General features: G+C 63.7%; 25 protein-coding genes and 1 pseudogene. 14 read left to right on the forward strand and 12 right to left on the reverse strand.

The window, feature by feature from the left end:
- Nucleotides 1-838: 838 nt before the first annotated feature.
- Genes ACFQU0_RS06905 through ACFQU0_RS06920 form a run of 4 tightly spaced genes read right to left on the reverse strand, consistent with a single transcriptional unit; the run spans nt 839 to nt 5,413 of the window.
- Nucleotides 839-1,825 (reverse strand): tripartite tricarboxylate transporter substrate-binding protein, encoded by a 987-nt coding sequence (locus tag ACFQU0_RS06905; RefSeq protein ID WP_382199439.1) that lies wholly within the window; start codon nt 1,823-1,825, stop codon nt 839-841.
- 48 nt (nt 1,826-1,873) lie between these two features.
- On the reverse strand, nt 1,874-2,881 hold the full coding sequence (locus ACFQU0_RS06910; RefSeq protein ID WP_382199440.1) for an NAD(P)H-quinone oxidoreductase: 1,008 nt from the start codon (nt 2,879-2,881) through the stop codon (nt 1,874-1,876).
- A gap of 4 nt (nt 2,882-2,885) precedes the next feature.
- A complete protein-coding gene (locus ACFQU0_RS06915) occupies nt 2,886-3,920 on the reverse strand; it encodes a TauD/TfdA family dioxygenase (protein WP_382199441.1) in 1,035 nt (344 codons plus the stop codon).
- Between the two features lie 44 nt (nt 3,921-3,964).
- Nucleotides 3,965-5,413, reverse strand: a complete 1,449-nt coding sequence (locus ACFQU0_RS06920; RefSeq protein WP_382199442.1) for an FAD-binding oxidoreductase — start codon at nt 5,411-5,413, stop codon at nt 3,965-3,967.
- A gap of 162 nt (nt 5,414-5,575) precedes the next feature.
- Between ACFQU0_RS06920 and ACFQU0_RS06925 the strand changes: the two genes are divergently transcribed.
- The gene (locus ACFQU0_RS06925; RefSeq protein WP_382199443.1) at nt 5,576-6,355 is read left to right on the forward strand and encodes a GntR family transcriptional regulator; all 780 of its coding nucleotides are present in this window, start codon (nt 5,576-5,578) and stop codon (nt 6,353-6,355) included.
- A 137-nt stretch (nt 6,356-6,492) separates the two neighbouring features.
- Here the strand turns inward: ACFQU0_RS06925 and ACFQU0_RS06930 are convergent, their stop codons facing one another.
- The gene (locus ACFQU0_RS06930) at nt 6,493-7,209 is read right to left on the reverse strand and encodes a hypothetical protein (protein WP_382199444.1); all 717 of its coding nucleotides are present in this window, start codon (nt 7,207-7,209) and stop codon (nt 6,493-6,495) included.
- 70 nt (nt 7,210-7,279) lie between these two features.
- Here ACFQU0_RS06930 and ACFQU0_RS06935 point away from each other — a divergent pair, with 70 nt between their 5' ends.
- From ACFQU0_RS06935 to ACFQU0_RS06945, 3 genes and pseudogenes are all read left to right on the forward strand, one after another.
- Nucleotides 7,280-7,549 (forward strand): hypothetical protein, encoded by a 270-nt coding sequence (locus tag ACFQU0_RS06935; RefSeq protein ID WP_382199445.1) that lies wholly within the window; start codon nt 7,280-7,282, stop codon nt 7,547-7,549.
- 335 nt (nt 7,550-7,884) lie between these two features.
- Nucleotides 7,885-8,343 carry a helix-turn-helix transcriptional regulator gene (locus tag ACFQU0_RS06940; protein WP_382199446.1) on the forward strand — a complete coding sequence of 153 codons (459 nt, stop codon included), beginning with the start codon at nt 7,885-7,887 and terminating at the stop codon, nt 8,341-8,343.
- 151 nt (nt 8,344-8,494) lie between these two features.
- A pseudogene (locus tag ACFQU0_RS06945) lies at nt 8,495-8,590 on the forward strand (H-NS family histone-like protein); the annotation flags it as partial.
- Between the two features lie 14 nt (nt 8,591-8,604).
- Here the strand turns inward: ACFQU0_RS06945 and ACFQU0_RS06950 are convergent.
- On the reverse strand, nt 8,605-9,477 hold the full coding sequence (locus ACFQU0_RS06950) for an SMP-30/gluconolactonase/LRE family protein (RefSeq protein ID WP_382199496.1): 873 nt from the start codon (nt 9,475-9,477) through the stop codon (nt 8,605-8,607).
- A gap of 172 nt (nt 9,478-9,649) precedes the next feature.
- Between ACFQU0_RS06950 and ACFQU0_RS06955 the strand changes: the two genes are divergently transcribed.
- Together ACFQU0_RS06955 and ACFQU0_RS06960 are read left to right on the forward strand one after the other, a co-directional pair.
- Nucleotides 9,650-10,612 carry an NUDIX hydrolase gene (locus ACFQU0_RS06955; protein ID WP_382199447.1) on the forward strand — a complete coding sequence of 321 codons (963 nt, stop codon included), beginning with the start codon at nt 9,650-9,652 and terminating at the stop codon, nt 10,610-10,612.
- A 228-nt stretch (nt 10,613-10,840) separates the two neighbouring features.
- Nucleotides 10,841-11,122: an HU family DNA-binding protein gene (locus tag ACFQU0_RS06960; protein ID WP_382199448.1), complete on the forward strand. Its 282-nt coding sequence runs from the start codon at nt 10,841-10,843 to the stop codon at nt 11,120-11,122.
- Nucleotides 11,123-11,167: 45 nt separating this feature from the next.
- Here the strand turns inward: ACFQU0_RS06960 and ACFQU0_RS06965 are convergent, their stop codons facing one another.
- Nucleotides 11,168-11,839, reverse strand: a complete 672-nt coding sequence (locus tag ACFQU0_RS06965) for a hypothetical protein (RefSeq protein WP_382199449.1) — start codon at nt 11,837-11,839, stop codon at nt 11,168-11,170.
- Between the two features lie 303 nt (nt 11,840-12,142).
- Nucleotides 12,143-12,967 carry a hypothetical protein gene (locus ACFQU0_RS06970; RefSeq protein WP_382199450.1) on the reverse strand — a complete coding sequence of 275 codons (825 nt, stop codon included), beginning with the start codon at nt 12,965-12,967 and terminating at the stop codon, nt 12,143-12,145.
- A 422-nt stretch (nt 12,968-13,389) separates the two neighbouring features.
- Here ACFQU0_RS06970 and ACFQU0_RS06975 point away from each other — a divergent pair, with 422 nt between their 5' ends.
- Nucleotides 13,390-13,683, forward strand: coding sequence for a helix-turn-helix domain-containing protein (locus ACFQU0_RS06975; RefSeq protein WP_382199451.1), 294 nt, complete (start codon nt 13,390-13,392; stop codon nt 13,681-13,683).
- Nucleotides 13,684-14,118: 435 nt separating this feature from the next.
- Nucleotides 14,119-14,250 (forward strand): hypothetical protein, encoded by a 132-nt coding sequence (locus ACFQU0_RS06980; protein ID WP_382199452.1) that lies wholly within the window; start codon nt 14,119-14,121, stop codon nt 14,248-14,250.
- Nucleotides 14,251-14,255: 5 nt separating this feature from the next.
- Here ACFQU0_RS06980 and ACFQU0_RS06985 read toward each other — a convergent pair whose 3' ends face one another.
- Together ACFQU0_RS06985 and ACFQU0_RS06990 are read right to left on the reverse strand one after the other, a co-directional pair.
- On the reverse strand, nt 14,256-14,909 hold the full coding sequence (locus ACFQU0_RS06985; RefSeq protein WP_382199453.1) for a response regulator transcription factor: 654 nt from the start codon (nt 14,907-14,909) through the stop codon (nt 14,256-14,258).
- On the reverse strand, nt 14,906-16,498 hold the full coding sequence (locus ACFQU0_RS06990; protein ID WP_382199454.1) for a PAS domain-containing sensor histidine kinase: 1,593 nt from the start codon (nt 16,496-16,498) through the stop codon (nt 14,906-14,908). The genes ACFQU0_RS06985 and ACFQU0_RS06990 overlap by 4 nt, the downstream gene beginning before the upstream one ends.
- 194 nt (nt 16,499-16,692) lie before the next feature.
- On the opposite strand from ACFQU0_RS06990, the gene ACFQU0_RS06995 reads away from it, so the two are divergent.
- The 6 genes from ACFQU0_RS06995 to ACFQU0_RS07020 all read left to right on the forward strand — a co-directional run bounded on the left by ACFQU0_RS06995 (nt 16,693) and on the right by ACFQU0_RS07020 (nt 22,892).
- Entirely contained in the window at nt 16,693-18,069 is a 1,377-nt protein-coding gene (locus ACFQU0_RS06995) for a phenylacetate--CoA ligase family protein (protein WP_382199455.1), read from the forward strand.
- Nucleotides 18,066-19,253, forward strand: a complete 1,188-nt coding sequence (locus ACFQU0_RS07000) for a thiolase family protein (RefSeq protein ID WP_382199456.1) — start codon at nt 18,066-18,068, stop codon at nt 19,251-19,253. The genes ACFQU0_RS06995 and ACFQU0_RS07000 overlap by 4 nt, the downstream gene beginning before the upstream one ends.
- Nucleotides 19,254-19,292: 39 nt before the next feature.
- Nucleotides 19,293-20,276, forward strand: a complete 984-nt coding sequence (locus tag ACFQU0_RS07005; RefSeq protein ID WP_382199457.1) for a Bug family tripartite tricarboxylate transporter substrate binding protein — start codon at nt 19,293-19,295, stop codon at nt 20,274-20,276.
- A 223-nt stretch (nt 20,277-20,499) separates the two neighbouring features.
- Nucleotides 20,500-21,504, forward strand: a complete 1,005-nt coding sequence (locus tag ACFQU0_RS07010) for a hypothetical protein (protein WP_382199458.1) — start codon at nt 20,500-20,502, stop codon at nt 21,502-21,504.
- A 590-nt stretch (nt 21,505-22,094) separates the two neighbouring features.
- The gene (locus ACFQU0_RS07015) at nt 22,095-22,481 is read left to right on the forward strand and encodes an NUDIX hydrolase (RefSeq protein WP_382199459.1); all 387 of its coding nucleotides are present in this window, start codon (nt 22,095-22,097) and stop codon (nt 22,479-22,481) included.
- 129 nt (nt 22,482-22,610) lie between these two features.
- Nucleotides 22,611-22,892 carry an HU family DNA-binding protein gene (locus ACFQU0_RS07020; protein WP_382199460.1) on the forward strand — a complete coding sequence of 94 codons (282 nt, stop codon included), beginning with the start codon at nt 22,611-22,613 and terminating at the stop codon, nt 22,890-22,892.
- A 286-nt stretch (nt 22,893-23,178) separates the two neighbouring features.
- Here the strand turns inward: ACFQU0_RS07020 and ACFQU0_RS07025 are convergent, their stop codons facing one another.
- Together ACFQU0_RS07025 and ACFQU0_RS07030 are read right to left on the reverse strand one after the other, a co-directional pair.
- Complete coding sequence (locus ACFQU0_RS07025; RefSeq protein ID WP_382199461.1) at nt 23,179-23,964, reverse strand: enoyl-CoA hydratase/isomerase family protein; 786 nt, start codon at nt 23,962-23,964, stop codon at nt 23,179-23,181.
- Between the two features lie 16 nt (nt 23,965-23,980).
- Entirely contained in the window at nt 23,981-25,624 is a 1,644-nt protein-coding gene (locus ACFQU0_RS07030) for an AMP-binding protein (RefSeq protein ID WP_382199462.1), read from the reverse strand.
- Between the last annotated feature and the right edge of the window lie 14 nt (nt 25,625-25,638).

Raw genomic sequence — 25,638 nt, forward strand, 5'->3', positions numbered from 1 at the left:
AGGCTTATGCAACACCTGCCCGACAGCAGTACAGGTGCTCGACCGCCTGTGCGACTGGGCAGGTGTCACACAAGCCTTAACTCAAGCTGCCGCTCGGGTTCTCGCATCAATCAGTTAGTCGCTCTTGGCCGATGGAGATTTCGCGGCAGCCTAGGAGGATCGAGAGATATTCGTTTTCCGGCCTGAGCCGCCCAGCGGGCCGGAGGGAAGATTGCGTCGGGCTTCGAACTGCTTCCCTGGACGCTTGTCGGCGGCGACCCACGCCCGTGTGTCGCGTCCAACGCGAGCAACGTCTTTTTCCGCGCGACCTTCGTTGCTGAGAGTGTGCTTCTGCGCGATTGGGTCGGCACGCTTGTACGGTTTTGACATGCAAGGCTCCTGTAGGCCGCCGAGAATTGGCGCTGTCGAATTGTCGAGGCAAAAACGAGGCGTCGTGTCGCGGATAGAGGCTCACCGCAAGAAGTAGGTTCTAGACGTCCGATCGGAATAGTACGCCCAGCGAGTGCGGCCGAAAACCGTTCCTCGCCATCAGCAGGCAGTTGCCCCGCGCCTAAAAGCTCCGGCTGAGGAGAGACCCTGGAGGACCGCTTTGCGGTGACGAGTCCGAGCGTCTGGTCGGATCGAGTCGGCCAAGAGCTTGCTTTCGACTAGGCTGGACGGCTTACTTGTTCAGGCTGTAAACAGCCGGTCGCCCCCCCCGCTAATGAACCTGTTACCAGGAAAAGCTGAACCACCTCGGGGCGGTTCAGCGGGACCCCCAGCCGCAAAAGCGCTCGGATGACACGCGCGCCCACTATGAGTGGGCGCCGTACAAGCCTCTGGCTGTCGCCGAAAGGGCTTACTGCATCACAAAGCCGGAATCGCGGATCACAGGCCCCCACGTCTCGGTGGTGTGTTTGACGCGAGCTGCCAGGTCCTTGTCGTCGCCAAAGGTGGCCACCAGACCCAGGCCGTCCAATGCCTGACGGTAAGCCGGTGTGGCGATAACCGCCTTGGCGGCCTCGCGGTAGCGCGCCAGCAGTTCGCGCGATGTTCCTGCCGGGGCGAACAACCCCATGAAGGTGCGCTCCTCGAACCCGGTCAATCCGCTTTCAGTGAAGGTGGGGACATCCGGCATCTGGCTCAGGCGCTGGGGCCCTGAGACCGCGATGATTCGGATGCCACCCGACTTGTGATGCGGGATGAACTCGCTGATACCAGACAGCCCGGCCATGATATGACCACCGACAAGGTCCGCCACCATGGGCGCTCCGCCGCGGTAGGGAACCGACGACGCCTTCATCCCGAACTTTTTCGCCAGCACCGAAACACCGAAGTCAGGCTGGCTGGCGGGCGCGGGGATGCCGACATTGAGGCCGCTGCTCTGGGCTTTGCCCCACGCGACCAGATCCTGCAGGTTGTTGGCCTTCACGCTCGGATGCACGGCCAACGCCAGCGGTAGTTCGGCCACGGTGACGACCGGAATGAGATCCTTGTTCGCGTCGTAGCCCGTGTTACGCACGGTCATCGGCACGATGGAGATGGCATGTTCGTTGGACAGCATCAGCGTGCGTCCATCTGGCATTGCACGCGCCAGGGATTGCATGGCGATCTGGCCACCTGCGCCCGGCTTGTTATCCACAACCACAGTGCGCCCCAGCGCGGTCTGCATGCCTGCGGCGAGATTGCGGGCGACTGAGTCGACGTTGCCACCCGGCGGGAAGCCCACGGTAATGGTCAACGGCTGTGCGTTGCTTTGTGCGAGCAGTGAGCCAGAGAAAGCCATCGAACTGGCGGCCAGAAGGCCGAGTGCAAGGCGTCGGGAAGTCAAGCGGGAAACGTTCACGTGAGTTCTCCTATCAGGCATGGATCAAGAAAAAATGACTGGAAAAAATCAATGCTGGGCTTCGCGAAGCAGCGAAGAATCCCAGGTCAGCACGAGCTTGCCGATGTGGGCCGAGTTGGCCATGCGCGCGTGTGCCTCGTGGGCCGCTTCCATCGGATACACCGAATCGATCACCGGTCGGGAAAGCTGTCGATTGGCAATGAGGGGAAAGACATGCTCCTCCAGTGCCCGAACGATGGCGGCTTTCTCATCGTCGCTGCGGGGGCGCAGCAACGAGCCGGTGAGCACGGCCCGCCGGCGCATGAGTTGCATCAGGTCGAGTTCCGCGCGCGCGCCCTCGAGGAAGGCAATCTGCACCACACGGCCATCCATGGCCAGGCAGGACAGGTTGCGGGCCACGTAGCTGCCGCCCACCATGTCCAGCACCACATCGACACCGCGTCCATCGGTTTGTGCCAGAACTTCTTGCACAAAATCCTGGCTGCGGTGGTTGATGGCGGCGGCGCCCCAGCCACGCATCGTTTCGCACTTGATGGCGTCGCCCGCCGTCGCGAGCACCTGGTGACCAAGGGCCCGTGCCAGCGCAATCGCAAAGGCGCCGATTCCGCTGGTGCCACCATGAACAAGCAGGGTTTCTCCAGGGCGCAGGCGACCAAGCTCGAAGACGTTGCTCCACACCGTCATCGCCACCTCAGGGAAGACTGCTGCCTCCAGCATGTCAAACCCCGAGGGCGGAGCCATACAGAGCGTCGCGGGCACGCAGACCCATTCGGCGTAGCCCCCGCCCGCCGTGAGTGAGCAGACTGACTGGCCGATCCAGCTGGTGGACACCCCTGACCCCACCGCATCCACCGTGCCACTGACTTCAAGGCCCAGCACCTGGGAAGCTCCCGGCGGTGGCGCGTAGCTTCCCTCACGCTGGGCCAGGTCGGCACGGTTGACTCCGGCCGCCGTGATGCGGATGCGCAGCTCACCTGCGGCCGGATCGGGCCGGGGCACCTCGGCGATGTGCAGCACTTCGGGTCCACCGAAGCGCTCGAAGCAAACCTGACGCATGGCGTCAGCCATGGGTAGGGACCGCGTTCTGCCCGGTGGGCTGATCCACGGCGATCCCGTAGTAGCCATGGGTGGCAGTGAAGCGATTGCGCTCGAACTGATTGATCCACAACCGCATCAGCCAACGCTTGCGATCAGATTCGTCCCAGTCGGTGAAGCCGGTCCGGGAGTGCAGTGTCACGTGGTTGTTCAGCCACTGAATGTCGCCTGGCCGGAAATCCATGGGCAGGCACAGCTCACTGGATTGAGCGTATTCGTCAATCAGCTCCAGCACACGCCGGTGCTTTTCTGTCAGCGCAGGTGCGCCCTCGTACCGTTGCGCTGATTCGATGAAGTTGCGCAGGTACATGATGGACAACTTGCCGTTAACCCAACCGGCGATGGAGGTCACCCAGTACGGATGGCCCGTCACCGCGTTGCGCTCACCTCTGTGATCAAACCACAAGGATTCGTAGAGGCAGTCGATCAGTTCCGGGTGATCGCGCAGCAGTCGGTTGTAGATGGCTGTCGAACTGACGACCAGGCTGGCGCCACCCGCTTTGGATGTTCGCACACACATCAGGCCGACGATGTCTGCGCCGTCCACGTGGAATGGCGCAGCATGGTTGGTGTGATAGAAGCGCGAGTTGGCGTTGGTTTGTGGGTCCGTCCCGGTGCTGTCGATCACGTGGCCGAAAAGCTCGCCGCGCGCGTTCTGCACCACCGGTGTGCCGAGGTGGCGGCCCAGGCCCCAGTAGGCCATGCTGCGTTCTTCGAGCGACCATTCCTCCACAGGGAGTCCACGCCACAGTTCGAAGCCACGGCCATCCTCCAATTCTTGGGCAAGTTTGCGCACACGCTGCGCCAGCGTGGCGAGCGGGAAGTGGCTTGCGTCAATGGCTTCGAGCGGCAGTCCCGTAGCCATGGCGCTGCGCACAGCGTGGCGCAGCTCCTCCACTTCTTCGCGGCTTAGGGTGTAGCGCCAGCTCGGGTCTGCTTCCATCTGCTCGCGAGTCCAGGCACTGGCGCCCTGATAGGGTTGTCTCAAAATATCGACCATGGGGTTCTCCTTGTGGATTGCAAATACATGAACGCGCGTGCGCGTCATTCGGGAAAATCTGACACGAGCACGCGGCCCCGGCTCAACAGCCCATTGGGATCCAGCGCCCGCTTGATGCGATTCATGACGGCCAGTTCGGCCGGCGGCAGCCAACGCGCCAGCGCCTCACGCTTTGCCATGCCTATGCCGTGTTCGGCAGACAGCGAGCCCTGTGCCTCAGTCACCAACTGATAGACGCGATCCTCCACCGCAGCGGCGAGCTCTGACGGGCAAGCCAGCAACAAGTGCAGGTTGCCGTCGCCCAGATGACCGTAGGTCACCTTGCGCATGCCGGGGCTCAGCCGCTCCAGCTCAACTTCGATGCGCCCGAGCACGGCCTGTAACTGGCTGGTGGGGATGCTGATGTCGAAAGACAGGTAGTCGCCCATTGCCCGGGCCACTTCTCCCGATGAATCCCGCACCCGCCACAAATCCTCTGCGTCCTTGAGCGACTGCGCAACCACCACCTGCTCGCTGCCCAGGGTCTCGGCCACCTGCGCCAAAGACTCCTCCACTCGGGAACGTTCGCGCTCCTCGTCGGGGTCGAAGCAGGACACTTCGATCAAGATTTGGAAGGGCGCCGCGCCAGCAAAGGGGTCACGACCCAGACCCAGATCGCCGGTGACGAAGGCGACGAAGTCGCGCCACATCACCTCGAAGGAGGTCAGCGCCGGCCCGAGCAGGCGGCGCGTGAGCACCAAGGCCTGCAACACTTGATCCAGCGATGCGCAGCCCAGCACGGCTGTGATGCGTTCGCGCGGCTGGGGTTGCAGCCTCAACACAGCGCGCGTGACCACACCCAGGGTGCCCTCGCTGCCGATGAACAACTGCTTGAGGTCATAGCCCGCGTTGTCCTTGACGACCTCGCCCAGGCGCGAAAGCACGGTGCCATCGGCCAGCACCGCCTCCAGCCCCAGCACGCTGGCCCGCGTCATGCCGTACTGCAGCACCCGGTTGCCACCTGCATTGGTCGCGATGTTGCCACCCATGTGGCAACTTCCTCGGCTACCCAGGTCAACCGGGTAGAACAGCCCGTGCCGCTGCGCCTCTTCTTGGACGGCCTGCAGCGTCACACCGGCCTGTACGCGCATGGTCCCGTTAAAGACGTCCACGCCCTCGATGACGTCCAGCAGCTCGGTGGACACCACCACCTCGCCGCGCTGCGGTGCACCACCAGCCACCAGACCGGTCATGCCGCCTTGGGGCACCATGCGCAATCCAGCCGCACCCAGGCGGCCCACCACCCGCGCCAGTGCCTCGGGTGTGCGTGGCCGCACGACCGGCGCTGGGTCGCCGACGCTGTCATCCCAGTCTCGGCAGTATCGAGGCCCGGCTTGGTCCGCGTCCAGGATGGACACCTCACTCTCCAGGTCCGCCAACAGGCGCCTGACTTCATTAGTGGCGTCGGGCAGCCTGCCCACACCAACCTCGTCCGACAATTTGGTCATATTCATGGATATTGATCACTCAGATGACCATTATTGTCTGACAATTTTAGGTTGTCAAACAAACTTTGTTTTTGCTGAAGCGAATTGGACAGGCGCCTGTAGCACCCCAGATGGGCATAGAGGGAGGCGCGGCACATTTTTTGTCAGACAATCGGTGCCCAACCGACCATGAGCATCGACAACTCCATCGCCATCGTTCCGTTCTACCAACCTCATGCCGCTCACAAGGATGGGGGTGGCAGCGTGGTGGACTACGTGCTAACCGAAATCGCGCGTCGTATCGTCGATGGCGAGTACCTGCCAGGCCAGCGTCTCGTGGAGGCGGACCTCACCCAGGATCTGGGCGTCAGCCGGAGTTCGGTGCGTGAGGCGCTGCGGCGGCTGGAGATCAATCGCTTCATCCGGATCGAGCCCAACCGTGGCGCCACCGTCGCCACACCTGCGCGCGAGGAGATCGTGGCTCAGTTCCGTATCCGTGAAGTGATCTCGGGCCTGGGCGCGCGCGCGGCTGCCGAGCGCATCGCTGTGCCCGGCCATCGCGCCAAGGTGGAGGTGCTGCTCAACGAGATCGAGGAGCAGACCGCACGCAACACCGAGATACACCACCGCAAGGAGAACGGTCGCTTTCACCGTGCCATCAACGAGATGTCTGGCATACCGGACATCGGCGATCTGCTGGACCAGTTCAACTTCCCCATCCTGCACACCATCTACTTCCGTGACCTGAGCCATGAGCACTGGATGCGCAACATGTCGGATCACCTGGACATCGCCCGCGCCGTGCTGCACGGCGATGCCATTGCCGCCGAACACTTCGCGCGACAGCACATGCACCGCATGGTGGACATCGCGGTGACTATCGCCGAGCAACTAGGAAAGGACGCCAGGCGGGCCGCTCGCGGCACTCAACGACGTAGCGCGACCCCAGCCCCTCATTCGTCAGGCTAGCCGACCCCATCCGAGGTGCAACGTTTGGGCTGCAGTCGGAGCGAAACAGGCCTTGGCTAGTAGCAGTTCGGGTCTCTGTTTTCGCTGCAAAGCGGAGTTAACCGCACAAGCTCCATCCGGGCAGTCGCCCCCCAGCATTAGCCCGCAGTCGCTATTCTTTTCCCCCTGCGCGTTACCCGATCAAAACTAAAAACGTGCTCCTGCGGTGATTCGGTGCAACAGCCAAACAGCCGCCGAAGCTGACTTCCCTGGCCGTATCGCAGCTCGATGCTCCCCGCGCAAACCGGGCAGGCCCCGCCGTAGCGAACCAATCGAATGTAGCGGACCCCTTGTTCCTTGGGCATCTCCAGCTGACAGTCGTCCTCGGTCATTGCGGTCAACAACATAGGCGCAGGGATGATCCGATCCTCCAACAACCACATCAATGGTCGGGCCCAGAACCTCCAGATGACGGCTGCGGAAATGACGAGCATCACCATGCTGGCCAGCTCCCCACCGGTCAGAGGATGCCGCAAGCCCATCATGGCCCAGAGAAAGATAAGGACCAAAAAAAGTAGGCACGCGATCGACACCATGACTCCAGCCCACAACAAGCCCCTTGCGGACCGAGTCGGTGTGCTTCCCTTTGACCCCAGCAAGATCCGCCCCAGCAGGCCGATCTGGAGGTTACTTGCGGCGGTGAATTCATAGGTCAAGGAATTCAGGCTATCCAAGCTGCTTGTTTCCGCCCCCGACGGTTCAAGATCGACAGCCTCCGGCTCAACGTCCCGGTGTCCGCCCATATCCAACGGTATCCGTTCAAGAACCCATTGCGCACGGTGCCGGCCTGCTGACTCGGACTTGCGGGGCGCCACGACCTCTTCGTGTCCTCGCGAGCGGAAGTGTCCATTCAGAGAATCTTGGCGAGACTCAATGAACTTTCGCATGCTGCTGGCCCAAGGAGACGTCCTGGCAGAGGTCAGCTTGGGAGGCATCCGGCCCGACCTGCTTTTGACGACATGTGACGGCGTGCAGGTCGCCATCGAAATCGCCTACTCGTCCTTCTGCGGCGCGGACAAAATCCGCCAGTTTGAGGAATTGGGGCTGCCCGTAATTGAGATTGATCTGAGCACATTCAAGCCGGAAGGCTTACCCACACGGCCAGCGCACAACGCGATCACGCCTTTCAGATGCCCAAACGCAAGCCGAGTGTGACTCAGCAGGAGCGAGACCGGCAAGAAGCGCTGTGCCGTGAATGGGTGGATTTGATGAGGTCAGGCCTCTATTCGGTCCGGGACTATTTCCAAGCCGGTCGGGACGGCGCGGCGATGCCGTCCAGGTTCCAGGCGAGAGTCGACCCTCACACCCGAGGGTTAAACAATTTCAGTACCCGGTTCTGGCTTGAGCAACCTTGAATCACAGGCTCATACGGTAGGGGAAATGTGACTGCCATGTCCCTCCCCCCGCAACACCCGCACGCATCTGGAACGCCCACGGGTATGAGCACATCGAACGCAACGCCTTGAGCATCCGGCGTAACATCCCGCGTCATGAGCACCATCGCCGACGCCCTCAAACAAGAAATAGCCCGTGTGGCCCGCAAGGAACTCAAGGGCGAGATCGCAGCATTGCGCAAACTCACCAGTGCTCACCGATCCGAAATCGCCGCCCTCAAGCGCGAGGTCAAGGCGCTCACCAGTGCCGTCAAAGGTTTGCACAAGGGATCGAGGCCCCCAGTCGCAGCGTCCTCCTCTGAGCCCAAGGTGACCGCAGCCAAACGCAGTGGTGTGCCATTCGAGTTCAATGCCGAACAACTGGCAGCCCATCGCGCAGAGTTCGGCCTGACCCAGGCACAGATGGCGCGGTTGATCGGCGCATCATCCCTGTCGGTCTACAAATGGGAGTCGGGCAAAGTTCAACCCCGAGCAGCTCAGAAGGAACAAATTGCCGCCGCGCTCAAACTGGGCAAACGTGCGGTGAAGGCGAGATTGCAAACACCGGACGAATGAGCCAGGCATACAAGACCTATTCATCCACCCGGTGGGGCACGCGCAAACCCGCACCGGCATCCCAGCCTGTGCCACAAACACCGCTGGGCGATGACCGGTTCCATTCCTTGTTGGCCAAAAGGCCAATGCCTTCTTTGCCGAAGCCGAACGTGATGTGGTCGCAGAGCGGGCCGCGAAGATCACCGAGATCCGGGCGCTGATGACCGAGTATGGCCTGAGCATTGAAGACCTCGAAAACACCGATTGATCACCCTCCTCCCCTCACCCGTGCGAGAACAACCGAGGCGCCCGGTCTGGCATCGAGGCCGTCCAGACTGCACCTTGCTGTGAATCGACCAACAACAGCTCCTCCGTTCCCGGACGAAACGCCACGCTGGTCACATCGCGAAGATGCCGCGCTTGCACCGCGTGGGTGATTTCTCCCAGCATGTTCACGATGAAGGCACAGCCTAGACCCGCATGAGCCACGATCAAGTGCCTGGTCGCATCCATCGTCGAGCCTTGGGGCCCGCTGCCACCAAAGAAGCCACGCAGCAAACCAACATTCCCGATGGAACCGCCTGAACCAAGATCAGCCTGCCACAGCGCATTGCCCTGATCCACTGCGACAAAGAGTTTTGTGGCATCCCGATCCAGCACGATGCCACAGGGCCCAGATAGGTTGGACAACAGCAAATCCAGCCGGCCATCAACACCCAGCCGGAACACCCTGCCTGTCTGGTCGTGCATGCCACTGTCCCCCGGCGAAGTGAAATAGCAGTTGCCCCGGCCGTCAAACACTAGGTCCTTGGCGCCCGGGGCGACTTGGTTCCCGCTTCGCCCCAGCAGTTCGCGGACGGCTTCCGTTCCTGGTCCCACCCGCAGCAACCCCCTGCGGGCGTCCGCCACCCAGAGCGAGCCATCCTGATGCACGGCGATGCCTTGTGGCGATCCACCGGTTTCGACCACCAGTTCCCACTGCCCTGCCCTGCTCAGGCGCAAGATCCGCGCCGAGGGCGTATCGCTCAGAAACAGGTTGCCCGCACGGTCAAAGGCCGCGCCCCGCAACGAACAATCCTCCCCCCGGCGCCTGAGCCTGTTGGGCATCTTCGACAACATTCGCGCCTCGATCACCAGCGGCGGCTCAAAATCCATGTTCCACACCATCGTTCTCCTGAAGTTGACCGCAACCTGCTCTGGGGTATGTGTCGCGGGGTGTTGGTATGTACCATATATACAGGCTCTTATGTGATGAATATGCTGCGATACTGATCAGCCATTGAGGGCACTGCACACGTTTTCGAGCGGCACAGAAAGGCAACAGACGATGTGGTTGATTACTCCCTTTGGTTTCTTCAGTGTGGTGCGCAAGCACACGGACGTCCGGACTGGCACCCTGACCGTGCGGGCGCGGGTCCGCGCCGACCTGGAGCAGCTCCAGGCGCGCTACTTGCCAGAGCTGGGTGCCATCTCGGAGAGCGGTGTCACCGACTACCGCTTCCGGGCATTGGCCCCACAAGCGGCCGTGGCCCAGGCCATGGCCCGCCTGGTGGCTGACCTGGACTACGACAACTTCAAAAATGCCGTGGCTCTGCGCCAGGGCCAGGCTCGGGCCACCCTGTACCACGACGTGTGGTCCGTGCTCTACGAACTGCAGCGCAAGCCGCAGGGTGAGGTTCACCCCAAGCGAGACGATGGTGGCCAACCTGTCCTGATCCGCACGCCAAGCACGCCCTCTACCCAGCGGGCCTGGAAACAACCCGAGCAAATCGCCGCAGTGCTGCCACGCGGCAAGTTGCCGGCGTCACTGCACCGCGTGCCGTTCTTGCCTTGGGTAGACGCCCCAACGGACTCGGAAGGGTGGGAAGCGTTGGTGAACCAGAACAAGATCGCGGAGCCAGTCTTCAAAGTGCCCAGAGGCCTGGCGCCCGCTGCGGGTGTGGTCGTGAAGGAATCCGACGGTCGAATCTGGCTTGTTTGCCCGACCAACCAGTTTGGTGGATATGAGCTCACGTTCCCCAAGGGCCGCCTGGACGGCAAGAGCCCGCAAGCCACGGCGCTGTGTGAGGCCTATGAGGAATCGGGCCTGCGGGTGCGGCTGCTGCGCCACCTAGTGAATGTCCGACGCTCTCAGACCTTCACCCGCTACTACCTGGCCGAACGCGTGGGCGGCTCGCCCGCTGACATGGGCTGGGAAAGCCAGTGTGTGATGTTGGTACCGCTATCAAAGCTGAATGGGCTGAGGCTGAAGGCGCCCGATCTGGCGGTCATTCAAGCGTTGGGCACCTGAATCGACACCCTCAAGAAAAAACCCGGCACGAGGCCGGGCTGAAATCCACGGAGTCGTGGACCCGCTCAGGGAGGTGAAGCGGGGGACGCAAGCGTCCGGCAGGAAATGTAAACGATATTTGACAGTACCTGCGACCTTGGGTTCGCCAGGTCCGACTGGCTATCTGCGGCAAAATCCCAGCCCACACGAATCCAAGTGCACACACTTCACCCCCCCAGAGATCCCAAAATGAACAAGACCGAACTGATCGAAATCCTGGCCGCCAAGAACGAGTTGTCCAAGGCCGCTGCCGGCCGCGTGCTGGACACCCTGCTCGAAACCATCACCACGACGGTGGCCAAGAAGCAGGATGTCGCCCTGATAGGCTTTGGCACCTTCAAGGCCCTCAAGCGCGCCGCCCGCAAGGGCAAAAATCCCCGCACCGGTGAGGCCCTCAAGATCGCCGCCACCACGGTGCCGAAGTTCACCCCGGGCGCCACGTTCAAGGCCGCTGTGGCCAAGAAAAAGTAATACAGCGCATCACCCCGGGCGCCCCTGCCCGCCCGGCGGTCCTTCTCAGGCCTCTTGTGCCTTTGCAGCCACTGGCGTCTTGTCAGGTTGGTTCTTCCACGAGGCCAACTGGTATTCCACTTGGGCCAGCACTTCATTGGCCCGCAGCCAGTGATATGCAAGCTCCTCGTCTGGCTTGAGCGGGAGAATCTCCAGCAGCGGCTGTAAGGCCGCCAAGCAATCGTCCTGGTTGACCTCCTCAGCTTCCAGGCAGGCCCCCAGTCGTTGCAGATGTTGAGCGGCTTGCTCATGGAATCGCTCCAGCGTCACCCCATACACATGGTCTCCCCAGGCCTGAAGGCCGGCGAAGTCATCCACCGGGTAACGCCTGACCCACTCTCTGAGCAAACGCCGATACCCGTCCAGGGACTGCTCATACCCATTGCAGGGCAGCAACGCGATGCCCAGATCCTCCAGCTTCTTGGCAACGCAGCGTGCGGTCACGCCCACGCCTGGATAAGGCTCGACCAGCAGGGTCTCATCGCTGCCAGCGTCGGGGCCCACGTTCTGTGCCCCTGTGGCCACTGCCGGGGGATCGGTTCGAGTGTGATCGGACACCCCGCCAGCATCAAAGCTCTGCTCACTGGCCTGGTTACGGGCCTGGACATCCTTGTCGTGCATCCACCCCATTACCCCAAAGGCGATCCAGGCGGGACCACCAAACAGCAGGAAGAGCATGAAGAGCCCCCCAATCTTGTCTTGGACGCCCCACCTGACGCCCAAGAGCGCGCTGATCGCCCACCCGATCAACAAAACAGCACCCCGAACGCCGCCGCCCTCCTTCGATTGGTCGAGTTGATGCGCGCAGGATGGGCACAGCGTGCGCAATCCCGAGGTCACCCCGTAAGAGCCACCAGGTCGGCTGGACACCCAGGTTCGACTTTGACGGCTGGTGGTGACCTCACGACGGACCCCTTCTCCAGGGGCTATGTAGGCGGCACAGTGGTAACAGGTGGCCATGGTGATGTTTCTCCTTTCGATTTATCGGGTGGGCATGACCCAGATCTCGCCCCAGCCGCCGTGACAGGCGTTGAGCACCGCTTGAACGCGTCCGTTTCGGACCTTGAGCTCACCCCAGCGGTCGATCTCGAAGGCCAGCGTGCGGTGCATTTCCCTGCCGTCACGGTCCACCAGGATGTCGGTGACCCTGACATCCTCCCCACGGCTGTCCACCTCAACGTCCAGATGCGCGTGCTCCGCGCTCATGCTGGCGAGCTTGGCCAGGATCACGTTGCTCAGGGGAAGCAAGCGGCCATCGCGGCTCCTGCAGTCGATGTTGAAAGACGCCACCGAATGCCGAGCCAGATCGGTTTTGTAGTGAATGCGGTGGCCGAACTGGCGTCGCAAGTCCAGGGCGTACGCCGAGTGACCGGGAAACAGTTCTTCCAGAGACACCGGGCGGCCTCCACTGCTCTGCGCTGACTCGCGCAAACTGAACTGGGTGTAGTGGGACAGCCAGTGCCTGGCGTCTTCGCGCAGCCCTTCGACGCGACTGGCGGTTTCTGCCTTATCAAAACGCTCCAGAAACACCCGGCAGTTCATCAGCGCTTCGTCCATCGCCGCGCGCCCCTCTTCAGCGTCCGCGAAGCTGCCGCCTTCGGTGCGCCCACGCATGCAACTGATGAGCCAGCGGGCGATGTCTTCGGGGGTGGGCGCGGGCGTCATGGCAGACACCGCCAATCGAGCCGGCGCCTGGCTTCCCCCGAAATCAATGCAGGCGCTGAGCAGAAGTGCCGCCATCAAGGAGACAAGCAGCGGGATCCCCGACCGGGAGGTTGCCAAGGAGAAGTCAGTGGGTCGTTGCATGTTCACGAAGCGGTGGTTCACAGGGTCGTGATATGTACCATATAAGCTGGCTCATAAGTGACCAAAAACGACTCAAAAAATCACTCAAAACCAAACAGCAAGGGAAGACGGAACGGGCCCTACCGCTCTCGCCGTTGTGTCTTGAGCAACGCACCTACCAGGCGCAACGCCAACCGCCTGTGGGTGGGATCCAGTCGGCTGAACTCGACCAGCATCTGGCTGGATGCGCAAAGGTCCGCTGGTGTGACCACCTGCTCCTGCTGAGAGGGCACGCTGACCCGGCGGGTCTGAGGTGAGCGGCGGTAGGTCATATGGAACTGATGGGCGGTTGACTGGTGACTGCCACCAGAACTTCTTGCAGCTCCATTTTGTACCATATAAGCAGGTGTGCAAATGGTGCCCAACGGGGAAATTCCCCGTGCATGAAAAGCACCAAGAACACCGATCTCATGAAGGCCTTCGCGGCCGAGCTGCGCGCGCGCCGCCTGGAGCTGGGGGTATCACAGGAAGAACTGGGCCACCTGTGCGACGTAAATCGCACCTTCGTGGCCAAGATCGAGTTGGCGCAGAACCAGCCCACCCTGACGGTGCTGCTCAAGCTAGCTGGGGGGTTGCAGGTGGAGTTGCCCGAGTTGATGCGCCACACGCTCAAGCGCTATGAGACCGAGAAGCGAGTCTCACGCCGGACAAAACGTGCTGCCGCTCAGGCAGACTGAGGGACGTTGGTCCGCACTTGTACCCAAAGGCCGGAACCAAGCCTGTGGGTATCTTCAGGGACAACGCTCGCAAGCCGCAGCGGCTTTGAGCTGGCGGCCGTCGCTCAAAATTTAACCACCCCGAACATCCCTACCTACACAAGGCGCCTACAGGGCAATCGCGCTATAGATTGCGACCAGAGCGAGGGCAGATGCGACGAGCGGCGTTGATCAGGATGTCATCATGGCCGCTTTCTGCCATCGCTGTACTTAGCATACTCAAAATCGTGAAACGTTAAGTGTGACGCTCAAACAGGAATGACGCATGGTTGCGCTGCTCAGTTCCAGGGTATAGGGTGCAGCGACGGCAAAACTGGTGATCAGAACCAACGTGTTGTTGCGTGAAACCGATCGTCTCAATTTCATCCAAGCCTTGGCCGACGCGGCAAGGTTTCGATGAACTCTGACCCCACAACTGACAAAGCGCAACAAGTGGTCGTCTGCCGCACTTGCGAAGGGCACTACCGCCAGACCAAAGAGCGGGTGGCGGCGAAGGCTCAACTGGTGCAACACAAACCCGCCGCCTGATCCAGTCAGCAATCGGTCGGCGCTTGATGCGGCAAGGCTGTCATCAAGCTGCCGGCCAACTCGCGTACTATTTGGGTGCTGCTTTCGGCACCCATCTTGCGCACTATGTTGGCGCGGTGAACATCCACCGTCTTGGGGCTGATGCCCAGACCACGCGCTATCTCCTTGCTAGTTTGACCGACCAACATGGCCTGCAGCACCTCGGCCTCCCGCGGCGACAGGCTGGCCAGGCGGCGCTGCAGCGACAGGCTTTGTTGCCGTTGGGCAAAACGCGTGCTAGAGAGGCGCATGGACTTACGCACGCTGGCCAAGAAGCGCTCCGGGTTGAACGGCTTTTGCACAAAGTCCACCGCGCCTGCCTGCATGGCATGCACCGCCGCCGAAACGTCGCCGTGGGCGGTCAGAAAAATCAGCGGCATGTCGCACCCGGCCTCGCTCAGGCGCTGCTGCAACTCCAGGCCACTCATTTCGGGCATGCGCAAATCGACCACGGCACAAGCAGCACCCGGGTGCTGCCGCGCAGCCGCCAAAAACGCTTGCGGGGATGCGAATGCACGCGAGGGAATTTTGACCGACTCCAGCAGCCAGCTCAGGCCATCGGTGACACCCACATCGTCATCGACCAAAAACACCAGCACATCCGAATCGACCGCGCTCATGAAACTGAAACCTCCGGCAGGCTGAACTGGAAACGCGCGCCGCCGCCCCGGCGCCGAGTGTGGCGCAGGCTGCCGCCGTGCGACTCGACCAGGGTGCGGCTGATCATCAGCCCCATGCCCAGGCCCTTGGGCTTGGTGCTCACGTAGGGGTCGAACAGCCGTTGGTGCAGCGCCGGCAGCACACCCGGGCCATTGTCGGCCACGGTGCAGGTCAGCCGCCCCGAAGCGCCGCGGGCCACGCTGATGTCGATCAAGCGGGGCCGGTTGTCCTGGCCCTGCAAAGCCTCAATGGCGTTCATGACCAGGTTGACCAGCACCTGCTGGATTTCAACCTGGTGGCAATGGGCCGGCGGCAAGGGCTGGCCCCGCAAGCGGGTGCGCACTCGCACCCCGCCCTGGCGCAGCGGCAGCTCCAACAGCCTCAGTGTGGCGTTCAGCAGTTGCGCCAGATCCACCGCTTGCAATGCCGGCTCGTGGCGCGACACGAAGCCGCGCACATGGCCAATGATCTGCCCGGCCTGGTCCAGATGGGCCATGGCCTTGTCCAGAGCCTGTGCGATGTCAGGGCGCTGCGCCAGCTCGCTTGCCAGGCGGTGGCGTATGCCGGTGAGGTAGCTTTGGCAGGCGTTCAGGGGCTGGCCCAGCTCGTGTGCCAGCGCCGAGCTCATCTGCCCCATGAGCGACAGCCGAGCGGCATGAGCCAGCTCCTGCTGCTGCCGGTGTTCGCGCTCGCGCGCCAGCCGCTGGTCGGTCACATCGGAAAGGGTGAACACCGCACCCATGCCCCGGGTGGACAAAGCCATGGCGACGCCGGCGATGTCCCTCCAGCCACCGCCACCGGCCAGCCAGCGCAGCTCAAACTGCTGGGGCCGCGAACTGCGGCCTTGGTGGAGGCGGCGCAGGGTGTCGGCCAGCGCGACGGGCTGTCCGTCGGCGTCTTGCGCGCGCGTGGAATCGTTAAGCAGCGCGAGCAAGCCTACCCGCGACGGCGCACCCAGCGTCTGCTGCAGGGTGCGGTTGACCTCCACCACCTCGCCGGCCGCGTTGGTCACCAACACGCCCAGCGGCAGGTGGCTGAACAATGTGCGGTATTTGTCCAGGCTTTCGGCCGAAAGCGCCTGCGCCGCGCGCAAGCTCTCGTTGTTTTGGCGCAGGTGCCGGGTGCGTTGCAGCACGGTCTGCTCCAGGTGCTGATTGACGCGGCGCAAGGCGTCCTCCGCACGTTTTTTGTCGCTCAGGTCTTGCACCACCCACACCGACATCGCATCGGACCGGCCGGGCTCGACCACACGTCCGGAGATCCGGCACCAGATCTGGCTGCCGTCCTTGCACACCTGCGCGTGTTCGTGGGTGTAGAACGCGTGCTGCATGAACCGGTTGTAGGCCTGGCCCACCTCCTCATAGTCGGCCTGCGACACATAGAGGCAGCGCACCGACTGGCCGTCGAGCTCGCCCGGCGCATAACCCAGCATCTCGGCCATGCGCGCATTGGTCCAGACAAAACGCCGCTGCCGCAGCGTGGCGATACCCACGATGGTGTTGTCCAGCACCATGCGCCAGGGTGCATCGGTGCCTGCCGATGCGACCATAGAGACGGTGCCAGAAAGGCGCTTGCGAGTGTGCGGTTCCATGCGCGGCCAGCTTACACCAGCGCTTTCGGACACCGCGAATGTTGCAGTGCACTAGGTAGTTTGCCTAGCCACTAGGGAATCGGTCCCGATGCCATTGGCGCCGCCCTTGCCTACATTGGGCCCGGTCACATCCACACCGATTCCCCCCAACAATGGCCTCATCGACGATCTACTGGAACGAAGCGCTCGAAACCCAGCCCTGGGACGCACTGGAGCGCTGGCAGGCCGGGCAAATTGCTGCTGCGCTGCCCGGCCTGCGCCAGCGCTCGGCCCTGTACGCCGACCTGCACGCCGGCGTGCCTACCGACGTGCCGCTGCGCTCCCTGGCCGATCTGCAAGCCCTGCCCTTCACCCTCAAATCCCAGATCCGGCAGGCGCAAGATGCGGCCAACGACGCCCAGCCCCTGGGATACAACCAGGCAGCCGACACCGCGGACATCGTGCAATGCATCAGTTCATCGGGAACCACCGGGCAACCGCTGTACTACGGCCTGACACAGGCCGATGTGGAGCGATTCACCGATGCCATCGCCCACACCTGGTTCACCGCCGGCCTGCGCCCCGGTGACGTGGTGGCCCACCTCGTGGGCCTGCCCATGGTGGCCGGCGGCCTGCCCTACGCCGACGGCTTCCGTCGCGTGGGGGCCACGCTGTGCTGGCTGGGCGGCTTCCCAACCGAACGCATCCTGCGCGAAATGCGCCGCCTGCGCGTCAGCGCCCTGCTGGCCACCACCTCGTTCGGGCTCTACCTGGCCAACCAGTGGGACGAGGTGGGGCGGCAGACAGGTATCCCCTCGGCCTTGCGCCTGGTGATGTGTGGCGGCGAACCCGGCCTGAACCAGCCCGAGATTCGCAGCCGCATGCGTCAGGGCCTGGGCATTTCCCAGCTGCGCGAAACCATGGGCCTGGGCGATGTGATTTCGGGCATGTGGTCCGAATGCGAGGCCGAGGATGGCATGCATTTCAACGCCCAGCGCTACGTGGCCATCGAACTGATCGACCCTGCCACTGGCGAACAGAAGCCCTGGCGTGAAGGCGACACTGGCGAAATTGTCTACACCGCTTTCGCGCGCGATGCCACGCCGGTGGTGCGCTACCGCTCGCGCGACCACGCGCTTGTGGTGGGCACCCGCTGCTCCTGTGGCCGCACCAGCCCACGCATACGTTGCATTGGGCGCACCGACGACATGCTCATTTACAAGGGCATGAACGTTTTCCCCACCGCCATCCGCGACCTGGTGGCACGACGCTTCGCGGGCCGCGTCGAGCCCATGCTGCGGCTGTGGAAAGAACGCGCCGACCAGGTGCGATTCGACGACCCCATTGCCCTGGATGTGGAAACCTGCTCGGCGCACGACGAGGCGCAGGCGCAGCAGCTCGCGCGCGCCATCGAAGACGAAGTCCGCGCCCAGTTGCAGGTGCGCGTGTCAGTGCAGGCCCTGCCACCTGGCAGCCTGCCCAAAAGCGCCTACAAAACCTCTTTGCTGGCGGTGCGCGAAACCCGAGACGCCTCGCCCTCCACACCATGAAATTCGAACGCGCCGCCCTGAGCCTGCCCCACCTGTGGTCATCGCCCTTTGTGCGATGGCAAGGGGCGCTGGCCGACATCAGCAGCATCGACCTGGCCTGCGTCGTCACCACCGACGCGCTCAAGGCACGTGGCGTAGACCCAGCCATGGTGGATCGCCTGGTGTTGGGCAGCACCGTGCCCCAGGCGAAAACCTTTTACGCCGCCCCTTGGCTGGCCGCGCGCCTGGGCATGCCCGGCATCAGCGGGCCACTGATCGCACAGGCCTGCGCCACCTCGGTGGTGGCCCTGACGCTGGCCGCCTGCGCGGTGGAGATGGATGCGCAGGCTACCCCGCTGCTGGTGGTGAGCGACCGCACCAGCAACGGCCCGCTGCTGGTCTACCCGCAGACGGCGGGCCAGGGCGGCGCACCCCAGACCGAACACTGGGTGCTGGACAACTTTGCCGCCGACCCAAACACCGGGCAGGCGATGATCGCCACCGCCGAAACCACGGCGCGCGATGGCGCCATGGGCCGTGCTGAACTCGACGACCTGTCCCTGCTGCGCTGGCAGCAGTACCAACACGCGCTGGCCGATGATCGCCGCTTCCAGCGCCAGTACATGGTGCCGGTGCGGCTCACCCAAAGCCGCAAAGTCGTCTCGGTGGAGGCCGATGAAGGCGTGCACGCCTACAGCGCCGAGGGCCTTGCCGCGCTGCGCCCGGTGGTACCCAACGGCGTGGTCACATTTGGTGGCCAGACGCACCCGGCCGATGGCTGCGCGGGTGCGCTGGTCTGTGACATGCGCCGCGCCAAGGCCCTGTCGGGCGGACAAGGCGTGGTACGCCTGCTGGCGATGGGCCAGGCGCGTGCCGCACCGGCCGAGATGCCCAAGGCGGCCACCACCGCCGCACAAAACGCGCTCGCGCTGGCTGGGCTGAGCATCGCCGACGTGCGCTACGTGGTCAGCCACAACCCCTTTGCCGTCAACGACCTGTGGTTCGCCCGCCAGACCGGCTTTCCGCTGGAACGCATGAACCCTTTCGGCTGCAGCCTCATCTACGGCCACCCCCAAGGCCCCACTGGGCTGCGCGGAATCGCCGAACTGGCCTGGGCACTGCGCCAAGCAGGCGGCGGAATTGGTCTGTTCACAGGCTGTGCAGCCGGCGACACCGGCGCCGCAGTCGTGCTGCGAGTTGATTAATACCCCCCTCACCCCCACCCAACCACTGGAGAAGCTGTCGTGTCCCTCAACCGCCGTGACCTTTTGCTGGGCGCATGCGCCGCACCCCTGCTCGCCCACCCGCTGTCGGCGCTGGCCCAATCCCTGGACCTGGCCAAAATCATCGTCGGCTTCCCTGCCGGGGGTGGCGTCGATTTGGTCGCCCGCCGCGTGGCAGAAAAGCTGCGCCCGGCCTATGCAAAGGCGGTGGTGGTAGACAACCGCCCTGGCGCGGGTGGCCAGATTGCGGTGTCGGCCGTCAAGGCTGCGCCCGCCGACGGCTCGTCCCTGCTGCTCACGCCCATGACCATCCTGGCCATCTACCCCCACACCTACAAGAAGCTGCCCTATGACCCGGTGGCCGACCTGGTGCCGGTGTCGCGTGTGGTGAGCTTCGGTTTCGGTGTGGCGGTGGGCCCATCCGTGCCCGCCAGCGTCACCACAGTGCCCGAGCTGATGGCCTGGTTCCGGGCCAACCCTGGCCAGGCCAATTACGGCACGGCTGCGGCGGGCTCCACAATGAACTTCATTGGCGACCTGCTGGCCCGCGCCGCCAAAACAGAGGTGCGCCATGTGCCCTACCGCGGCAGCCAGTTGGCCATCCAGGACATGATGGGCGGTCAGGTGCCCGCCGTAGTGGCGCCGCTGGGCGAGCTCACGCCCCACCTCAAGGGCGACCGCGCCCGCCTGCTAGCCACCACGGGGGCCAGCCGCAGCCGCTTCTTCCCGCAAACCCCCACCTTGGGTGAGCAGGGCTTTGCCGAGATGGACCTGACCGAATGGCACGGCCTGTTTGCGCCCGCCAACACCCCGGCCGACACGGTGTCGCGGCTCAACAGTGCGGTCCGCGCCGCGTTGGCACAGGCCGACGTGGTCGAGGCCCTGGCGGCCCAGTCCTTCGAGGTGGCCCCCACCTCGCCCGCCGAACTGCGCAGCCTGCTGGCCCGCGACACGCAGCTGTGGGGCAGGCTCGTAACGTCCACTGGCTTCAAGCCTGAGGGCTGAACACAACGCTGTCGTGGTTGGTATGAGCGGGTGGACAAAACTGAGTTCGGGGAGCCGCCCCAGTCACACTGGCGTTGCACCGCCGGTGGTCCACCACCCACTGGGGATCAGGATTGAGCACTGCGTTTGATCGGCAGCAAATCACTCTGAAGGTATCGCTGGACTATGTACCGCGGTACTCAGACACTGTGCGTCCCTTGGCCCTCTGACAACACATTGCCCCATGGATTGGTTCACCCGCCTCACCGGATTTCGCGAAACGTCCTACGCTGAAACCCAGGCCCGCTTGGAGGTGGACGGCAGCACCTTGCGCTCCACCGTCAACGGCAAAAGCTACGGCATCGGGCAATTCCAGATGCCATCGCTGGGTGAACTGCGACAGCAGGTAGCCGCAGGGTCAGGCCACACTGGTCGCCTGCGGGTGAGCATCGTCACCGGCGATGTCCGGCAAATGCACCAGCGCCCGGAGTTCGCAGGCGCCCTCTTCCAGGTGGCCAGTCAGTTCAACTTCCTGGAGATGGTGGGCCCCAGCGTTTCGCCGGAAGACGGGGTGACACGCTACGAGCACGACCGCACCCAGGGCCCGGCCTGCGCGATGGCAGCAGGTGCTGCCACGATTTACCGCAACTACCTCGTTCCAGTGGGCGAACACATTGGGCAGACAGCAGACCGCCAACTCGATGGACTGCGTGATCTGGGGGAACACCTGAGCCAGGTCCTGGGCTGTGCGGTGCCGGACCTGTGGGACATGCGCAATGGCTATGCGCAGGCCTCCCTGCGCGGATTGCAGCTCATATCTGACCACTTGGCGCAGATAAGCGCTCAGCAACGGGATAAGCTTGGCGGGCTGCTGCGCATCGGGCTGCACCAGGACGTCGAAGTCACCGACAGTCCCAATCTCCCCGGGCCTTTGGTCAGTCAGGCGTTCTGCTCGGCGCTGCCGGTTGCCTATGGGCGGGTGGCGGCGGCGCACTGGGAGGCATTTGCCCGCTTGGTTCTGGAGTCGGCCTATGAGGCCACCTTGCTGGCTGGGGTGTTGAATGCCCGACGAGGCGCCTCCAACGTGGTGCTGCTGACTTCGCTGGGTGGTGGGGCGTTTGGCAATGCACCACAGTGGATTCACGATGCCATGGTCCGTGCACTGAATCTTGCTTCAAGCCACAACCTGGATGTGCGACTGGTGAGTTATGGGCCACCCACCGACGCCCTGCGAGCACTGGTTCGATGAATACCTTGGCGCTTCAGACATCAAGTGACCATATGCCACTCAATGATCATTCCTTTTTGACTGGCGCCCCAAGCTCCACCCGGTCCCGCGCATGCCGAGCCAGACATCCGATTTGAGGCTTGCAGCCACTTCGCCTGCGCTTGGGCCATCAGCCCTTCCCCGGGCAATCAACGCTAGCCGGCACTGCGGCGCCACCAGCTACCGGACCATCATCGCTCGGGACATCCATGGAGGAATGAAGCCCAATGGACGCTATGCCTGCACGGGTTGCAGGCGCGAGTTCACTCGGCTTGACGAATGGCGAAGCTCTACAGAGATGCGGGCTTCGGATGGGTAAGCTGCCGGGTCAGCTCCACCCGCAGCGCGACGAAGCTGGTCTTCCAGTGGTGATCCACTCGCCCAGCACCCCATCGACTCAACGCGCCTGGAAACAGCCCACCCAGATCGCCGCTGTCGCGCCGGGCGGGAAACTACCTCCATCCTTGCACCGGGTGCCCTTTCTCTCATGGACGGACGCTCCTCTGTCAGCGCCCGGCTGGGAAGCCCTGGCGGGTGCGACCCGAGTGGACGAGCCGGCGTTCAAAGCACCCATGGGACTGCTACCAGCCGCAGGGGTGGTCATTCTGGAACCGGATGGGCGGGTCTGGGTGGTTTGCCCCACAAACCAGTTCGGTGGTCATGCGGTGACCTTCCCCAAGGGCAGGCCCGACGGCAAGAGCTTGCAGGCCACTGCCTTGTGCGAGGCCTACGAGGAATCTGGTTTACAGGTGCCCCTGATCAGGCACCTGGTCGATGTGCGCCGCACCCAGACCTTCACCCGCTACTACCTCGCGGAGCGAATCGGTGGGTCACCTGCGGACATGGGCTGGGAGAGCCAGGGTGTAATGCTGGTGCCCAGGGAATTGCTCGATTCGCTGGATCTGGCGCCAGCAGACCGGCAGGTGGCGCTGGCCATAGGGAGTCAGGCCCAACCTTGACCGTTCAAATCAGATCGCTCAACCGTCATTGGCGGGCTGTTCTTACCAGGCTAGGGTGAATCAGCAGCAAACGGCCTGTGCACAATTGCGACCGCACTGTTGCATCAACCCAAGGATGGAGAACCTCACATGAACAAAAAAGACCTGATCGAAACCATCGCCTCCAAGAACGACCTGTCGAAGGCCGCCGCTTCACGCGCGCTGGACACGCTGCTGGAAACCATCACCACGGCTGTGGCTAAGAAGCAGGACGTCACCCTGATCGGCTTTGGCACCTTCAAGGCCGTCAAGCGCGCCGCGCGCAAGGGCAAGAACCCGCGCACCGGCGAAGCGCTCAAAATCGCAGCCACCACGGTGCCAAAGTTCACGCCAGGTGCAAGCTTCAAGGCGGCTGTGGCAAAGAAGAAGTAAGCGAGGCTGGCTGTCACCCTCAGGTGGTTTGAAGATCGGCTGAGAAGACTCCTCACTTAATCTCATCCAGTGATTTCTTGCCGCCTGTTTGGCGATACCGCAAGTCATGGCGCTCTATCGGAACATGACACGCGAGGATCAGATGCCTGGTCTCGTGCAGGGAACAGGTGTTCACGAAACCGGATATTCGTCCAATCTCTTGCTTCAGGGTGATGGCCTGCCATGCGCCAGAGATAGTCCGCATGCCGCTCGCCAATTGGCCCGTGAAGGAAAGTCGGGGGAAGCTTTACACCCCTCGAAACGCAGGTTTCCGCTTCTCCAGAAATGCCTTGCAGCCTTCATGCGCATCGCCCGTGTCAAGCAGCAGGCTGATGGTGGCCATTTCATGGTTTAGCGCGGCCGGCAGCGCCATGTCGGCGCCGTGCACCATGCTGGTCTTGAGCATACGCAGCGCCCAGGGCGATTTCTCGGCGATGCGCTGCGCAAGCGCCATGGCTTCGGGCAACAAGCGCTCTCGCGGCAGCACGCGGTTGACCAGCCCCATCTGCACGGCTTCCTGCGCCGAGATGAAGTCGCCGGTGAACATCAGCATCTTGGCCTGACACAGGGATATCTGGCGCATCAGGCGCTGCGATCCACCACCGCCCGGGAACAGGCCCAACTTGATTTCAGGCAAGCCCAGCTGGGCGTCGTCGGCCACCAGACGCAAGTCGGTGGTCAACAGGAACTCGGTGCCACCACCCAAAGCCCAGCCGTTGACGGCCGCGATGGTGGGCTTGTGGCATTCCTCGAATCGCCGGAACACGCGGTGCAGCGGCACGGCAAAGTCTTTGTAGTGCGCGAGTGCGTCGCGGCTCTCCAGGTCCGCGATGTTGCCGCCCGCGACGAACACGCGGCTCTCGCCACCGGTGATCAGCAGCACCCGCACCTGCTCGTCGTCCTCCAGGGTTTGCAGGGCGCGCTCCATGGCACGCACCATGGGCAGGTCCAGGGTGTTCATCTGCTCGGGGCGGTTGAACGTCATCACCCCCACCGAGCCTTCGCGGCGCACGAGCACGTGTTCGTCTGACATAGTTTGTGGTCCGGGTTCAGGCCGAGGCCTGTCGTTTCTTGAGGGCGCGCAGGTCCAGCATGCCGGGGGCCTGGCGGGGGTCGGTGCCGGCGGCGAACAGCTGGTGCTTCTGCACCTTCTGCGTGCCGGTAGTGGGGATCTCGTCGGTGAACCAGAGCCAGCCCGGCACCTTGAAGTAGGACAGCGACTCGCGGCAGTGCGCCAGCAGCGCCTGCGCCAGCGGATCGCTGGCCAGGGCTTGGGCCTCGTGGCCAGGCTTGAGCACGACGCAGGCCAGCACCTCTTCTTCGCGCACCTCGTCGCGCACCGGCAGCACGGCGGCCTGGGCCACGGCGGGGTGGCTTTGCAGCACCGCCTCCACCTCGGCCGCCGCGATGTTTTCGCCCGAACGGCGGATGATGTTCTTGCGCCGCTCCAGAAAATGCAGCACGCCTTCGGCGTCGCGTGCGACCACATCGCCGGTGTGGAACCAGCCGCCGGCCCAGGCCTGTTCGGTGGCGGACTCGTCATCGAGGTAGCCGCTGAAACAGTCCTTGCGTGGGGTGGCGGCCGAGTGGCGCACCAGCATCTGGCCCGGCGTGCCATCGGGCACGTCCTCATCGGCATCGTCCACCACGCGCACCTCCAGGCCTGGCTGTGGGCGGCCGATGGCCCTTGTGCCCACCCGGCGTGGCGCGTCGGCGTCAAAGATGGCGCGCACCATCTCGGTCATGCCCCAGATTTCAATCAAGGGGTAGCCGAAGCGCTCCTCGAACTCGGCATGGCGCTGTGGGTCCACGCCCGCACCGATGGCAAAACGCACCTGGTGCGCGCGCTCCAGCGGGTGCGGTGGCTGGTTGAGCAGCATGGGCACCACAACGCCCAGGTAGTGCACGACGGTGGCACGCGATTCGTGCACCTCGGTGAACCACCGACTGGGCTGGAAGCGGTCGGTCTGCACCTGGCAATTGCCCTTGAGCAAGGCGCAGAAAAAGGAAAAGATCAGCGAATTGACGTGGAACACCGGCAGCGGGTTGTAGATGCGCTCGCACGCCTCACCAAAGGTGGCCAGGCCGCTGCGCTGTGCGTACCACTGGCCGGCCGCCAGTTCGTAGCGGTGCGACAGCAGGCAGCCCTTGGGCCGGCCGGTGGTGCCCGAGGTGTAGAGCACGCTGGCGATGTCGTCGGCGCGCACCGCTCGCGGCTCGGCCGCGCGGGCGGGTGCGGGCAGCGGTCCGATGGCCTCGAGCGACCGCAGGGCCGGGCGCTGGGGCGTGTGATCCAAGGCCGCCCGCAGCAGCGGCATGAGGCTGTCCACCGCGATCACCAGGTCCAGCTTCGCATGGCCCACCACATAAGCCATCTCGGCCGGGCGGTGGTCTGGGTTGAGTGGCACACAACACACGCCCAGCGCGTTCATGGCCAACTTGTGCACGAAGTGCTCAAGCCGGTTCTCCAGCAGCAAGCCCACCCGATGGCCCACGCCGTAGCCCGCCCGCGCGTAGGCTTCGCCCAGCGTGGCCACCTGCCCTGCCACCTGGGCGTAGGTCCATTCCAGGCCCTGGGGCGCGTAGGCGCGCTGCGGGTTGGCCGGCACGGCCAGCAGGGGCAGCTCGCCCCAGCGGCGGGCGGCCTCGTCCAGCACCTCGCCCAGGGTGGCAGCTTCGTGGGGAATCAGCATGACCGCTCCTGGGA

The organism is Hydrogenophaga defluvii, assembly GCF_042665235.1.
Classification (GTDB): Bacteria; Pseudomonadota; Gammaproteobacteria; order Burkholderiales; family Burkholderiaceae_C; genus Hydrogenophaga; species Hydrogenophaga defluvii_A.

Bases quoted from the DNA above. Each gene is read 5' to 3' on its own strand.
- ACFQU0_RS06915 (WP_382199441.1), bottom strand. From the start codon at position 3,920: ATGGTCGATATTTTGAGACAACCCTATCAGGGCGCCAGTGCCTGGACT.
- ACFQU0_RS07025 (WP_382199461.1), bottom strand. From the start codon at position 23,964: ATGTCAGACGAACACGTGCTCGTGCGCCGCGAAGGCTCGGTGGGGGTG.
- ACFQU0_RS06985 (WP_382199453.1), bottom strand. From the start codon at position 14,909: ATGAGCGCGGTCGATTCGGATGTGCTGGTGTTTTTGGTCGATGACGAT.
- ACFQU0_RS07030 (WP_382199462.1), bottom strand. From the start codon at position 25,624: ATGCTGATTCCCCACGAAGCTGCCACCCTGGGCGAGGTGCTGGACGAG.
- ACFQU0_RS06970 (WP_382199450.1), bottom strand. From the start codon at position 12,967: ATGCAACGACCCACTGACTTCTCCTTGGCAACCTCCCGGTCGGGGATC.
- ACFQU0_RS06980 (WP_382199452.1), top strand. From the start codon at position 14,119: ATGAACTCTGACCCCACAACTGACAAAGCGCAACAAGTGGTCGTCTGC.
- ACFQU0_RS07000 (WP_382199456.1), top strand. From the start codon at position 18,066: ATGAAATTCGAACGCGCCGCCCTGAGCCTGCCCCACCTGTGGTCATCG.
- ACFQU0_RS06955 (WP_382199447.1), top strand. From the start codon at position 9,650: ATGTGGTTGATTACTCCCTTTGGTTTCTTCAGTGTGGTGCGCAAGCAC.
- ACFQU0_RS06925 (WP_382199443.1), top strand. From the start codon at position 5,576: ATGAGCATCGACAACTCCATCGCCATCGTTCCGTTCTACCAACCTCAT.
- ACFQU0_RS06940 (WP_382199446.1), top strand. From the start codon at position 7,885: ATGAGCACCATCGCCGACGCCCTCAAACAAGAAATAGCCCGTGTGGCC.
- ACFQU0_RS06975 (WP_382199451.1), top strand. From the start codon at position 13,390: ATGAAAAGCACCAAGAACACCGATCTCATGAAGGCCTTCGCGGCCGAG.
- ACFQU0_RS06990 (WP_382199454.1), bottom strand. From the start codon at position 16,498: ATGGTCGCATCGGCAGGCACCGATGCACCCTGGCGCATGGTGCTGGAC.
- ACFQU0_RS06950 (WP_382199496.1), bottom strand. From the start codon at position 9,477: ATGGATTTTGAGCCGCCGCTGGTGATCGAGGCGCGAATGTTGTCGAAG.
- ACFQU0_RS07010 (WP_382199458.1), top strand. From the start codon at position 20,500: ATGGATTGGTTCACCCGCCTCACCGGATTTCGCGAAACGTCCTACGCT.
- ACFQU0_RS06965 (WP_382199449.1), bottom strand. From the start codon at position 11,839: ATGCTCTTCCTGCTGTTTGGTGGTCCCGCCTGGATCGCCTTTGGGGTA.
- ACFQU0_RS06995 (WP_382199455.1), top strand. From the start codon at position 16,693: ATGGCCTCATCGACGATCTACTGGAACGAAGCGCTCGAAACCCAGCCC.
- ACFQU0_RS06960 (WP_382199448.1), top strand. From the start codon at position 10,841: ATGAACAAGACCGAACTGATCGAAATCCTGGCCGCCAAGAACGAGTTG.
- ACFQU0_RS07015 (WP_382199459.1), top strand. From the start codon at position 22,095: ATGGGACTGCTACCAGCCGCAGGGGTGGTCATTCTGGAACCGGATGGG.
- ACFQU0_RS06910 (WP_382199440.1), bottom strand. From the start codon at position 2,881: ATGCGTCAGGTTTGCTTCGAGCGCTTCGGTGGACCCGAAGTGCTGCAC.
- ACFQU0_RS07020 (WP_382199460.1), top strand. From the start codon at position 22,611: ATGAACAAAAAAGACCTGATCGAAACCATCGCCTCCAAGAACGACCTG.
- ACFQU0_RS06920 (WP_382199442.1), bottom strand. From the start codon at position 5,413: ATGAATATGACCAAATTGTCGGACGAGGTTGGTGTGGGCAGGCTGCCC.
- ACFQU0_RS06935 (WP_382199445.1), top strand. From the start codon at position 7,280: ATGCTGCTGGCCCAAGGAGACGTCCTGGCAGAGGTCAGCTTGGGAGGC.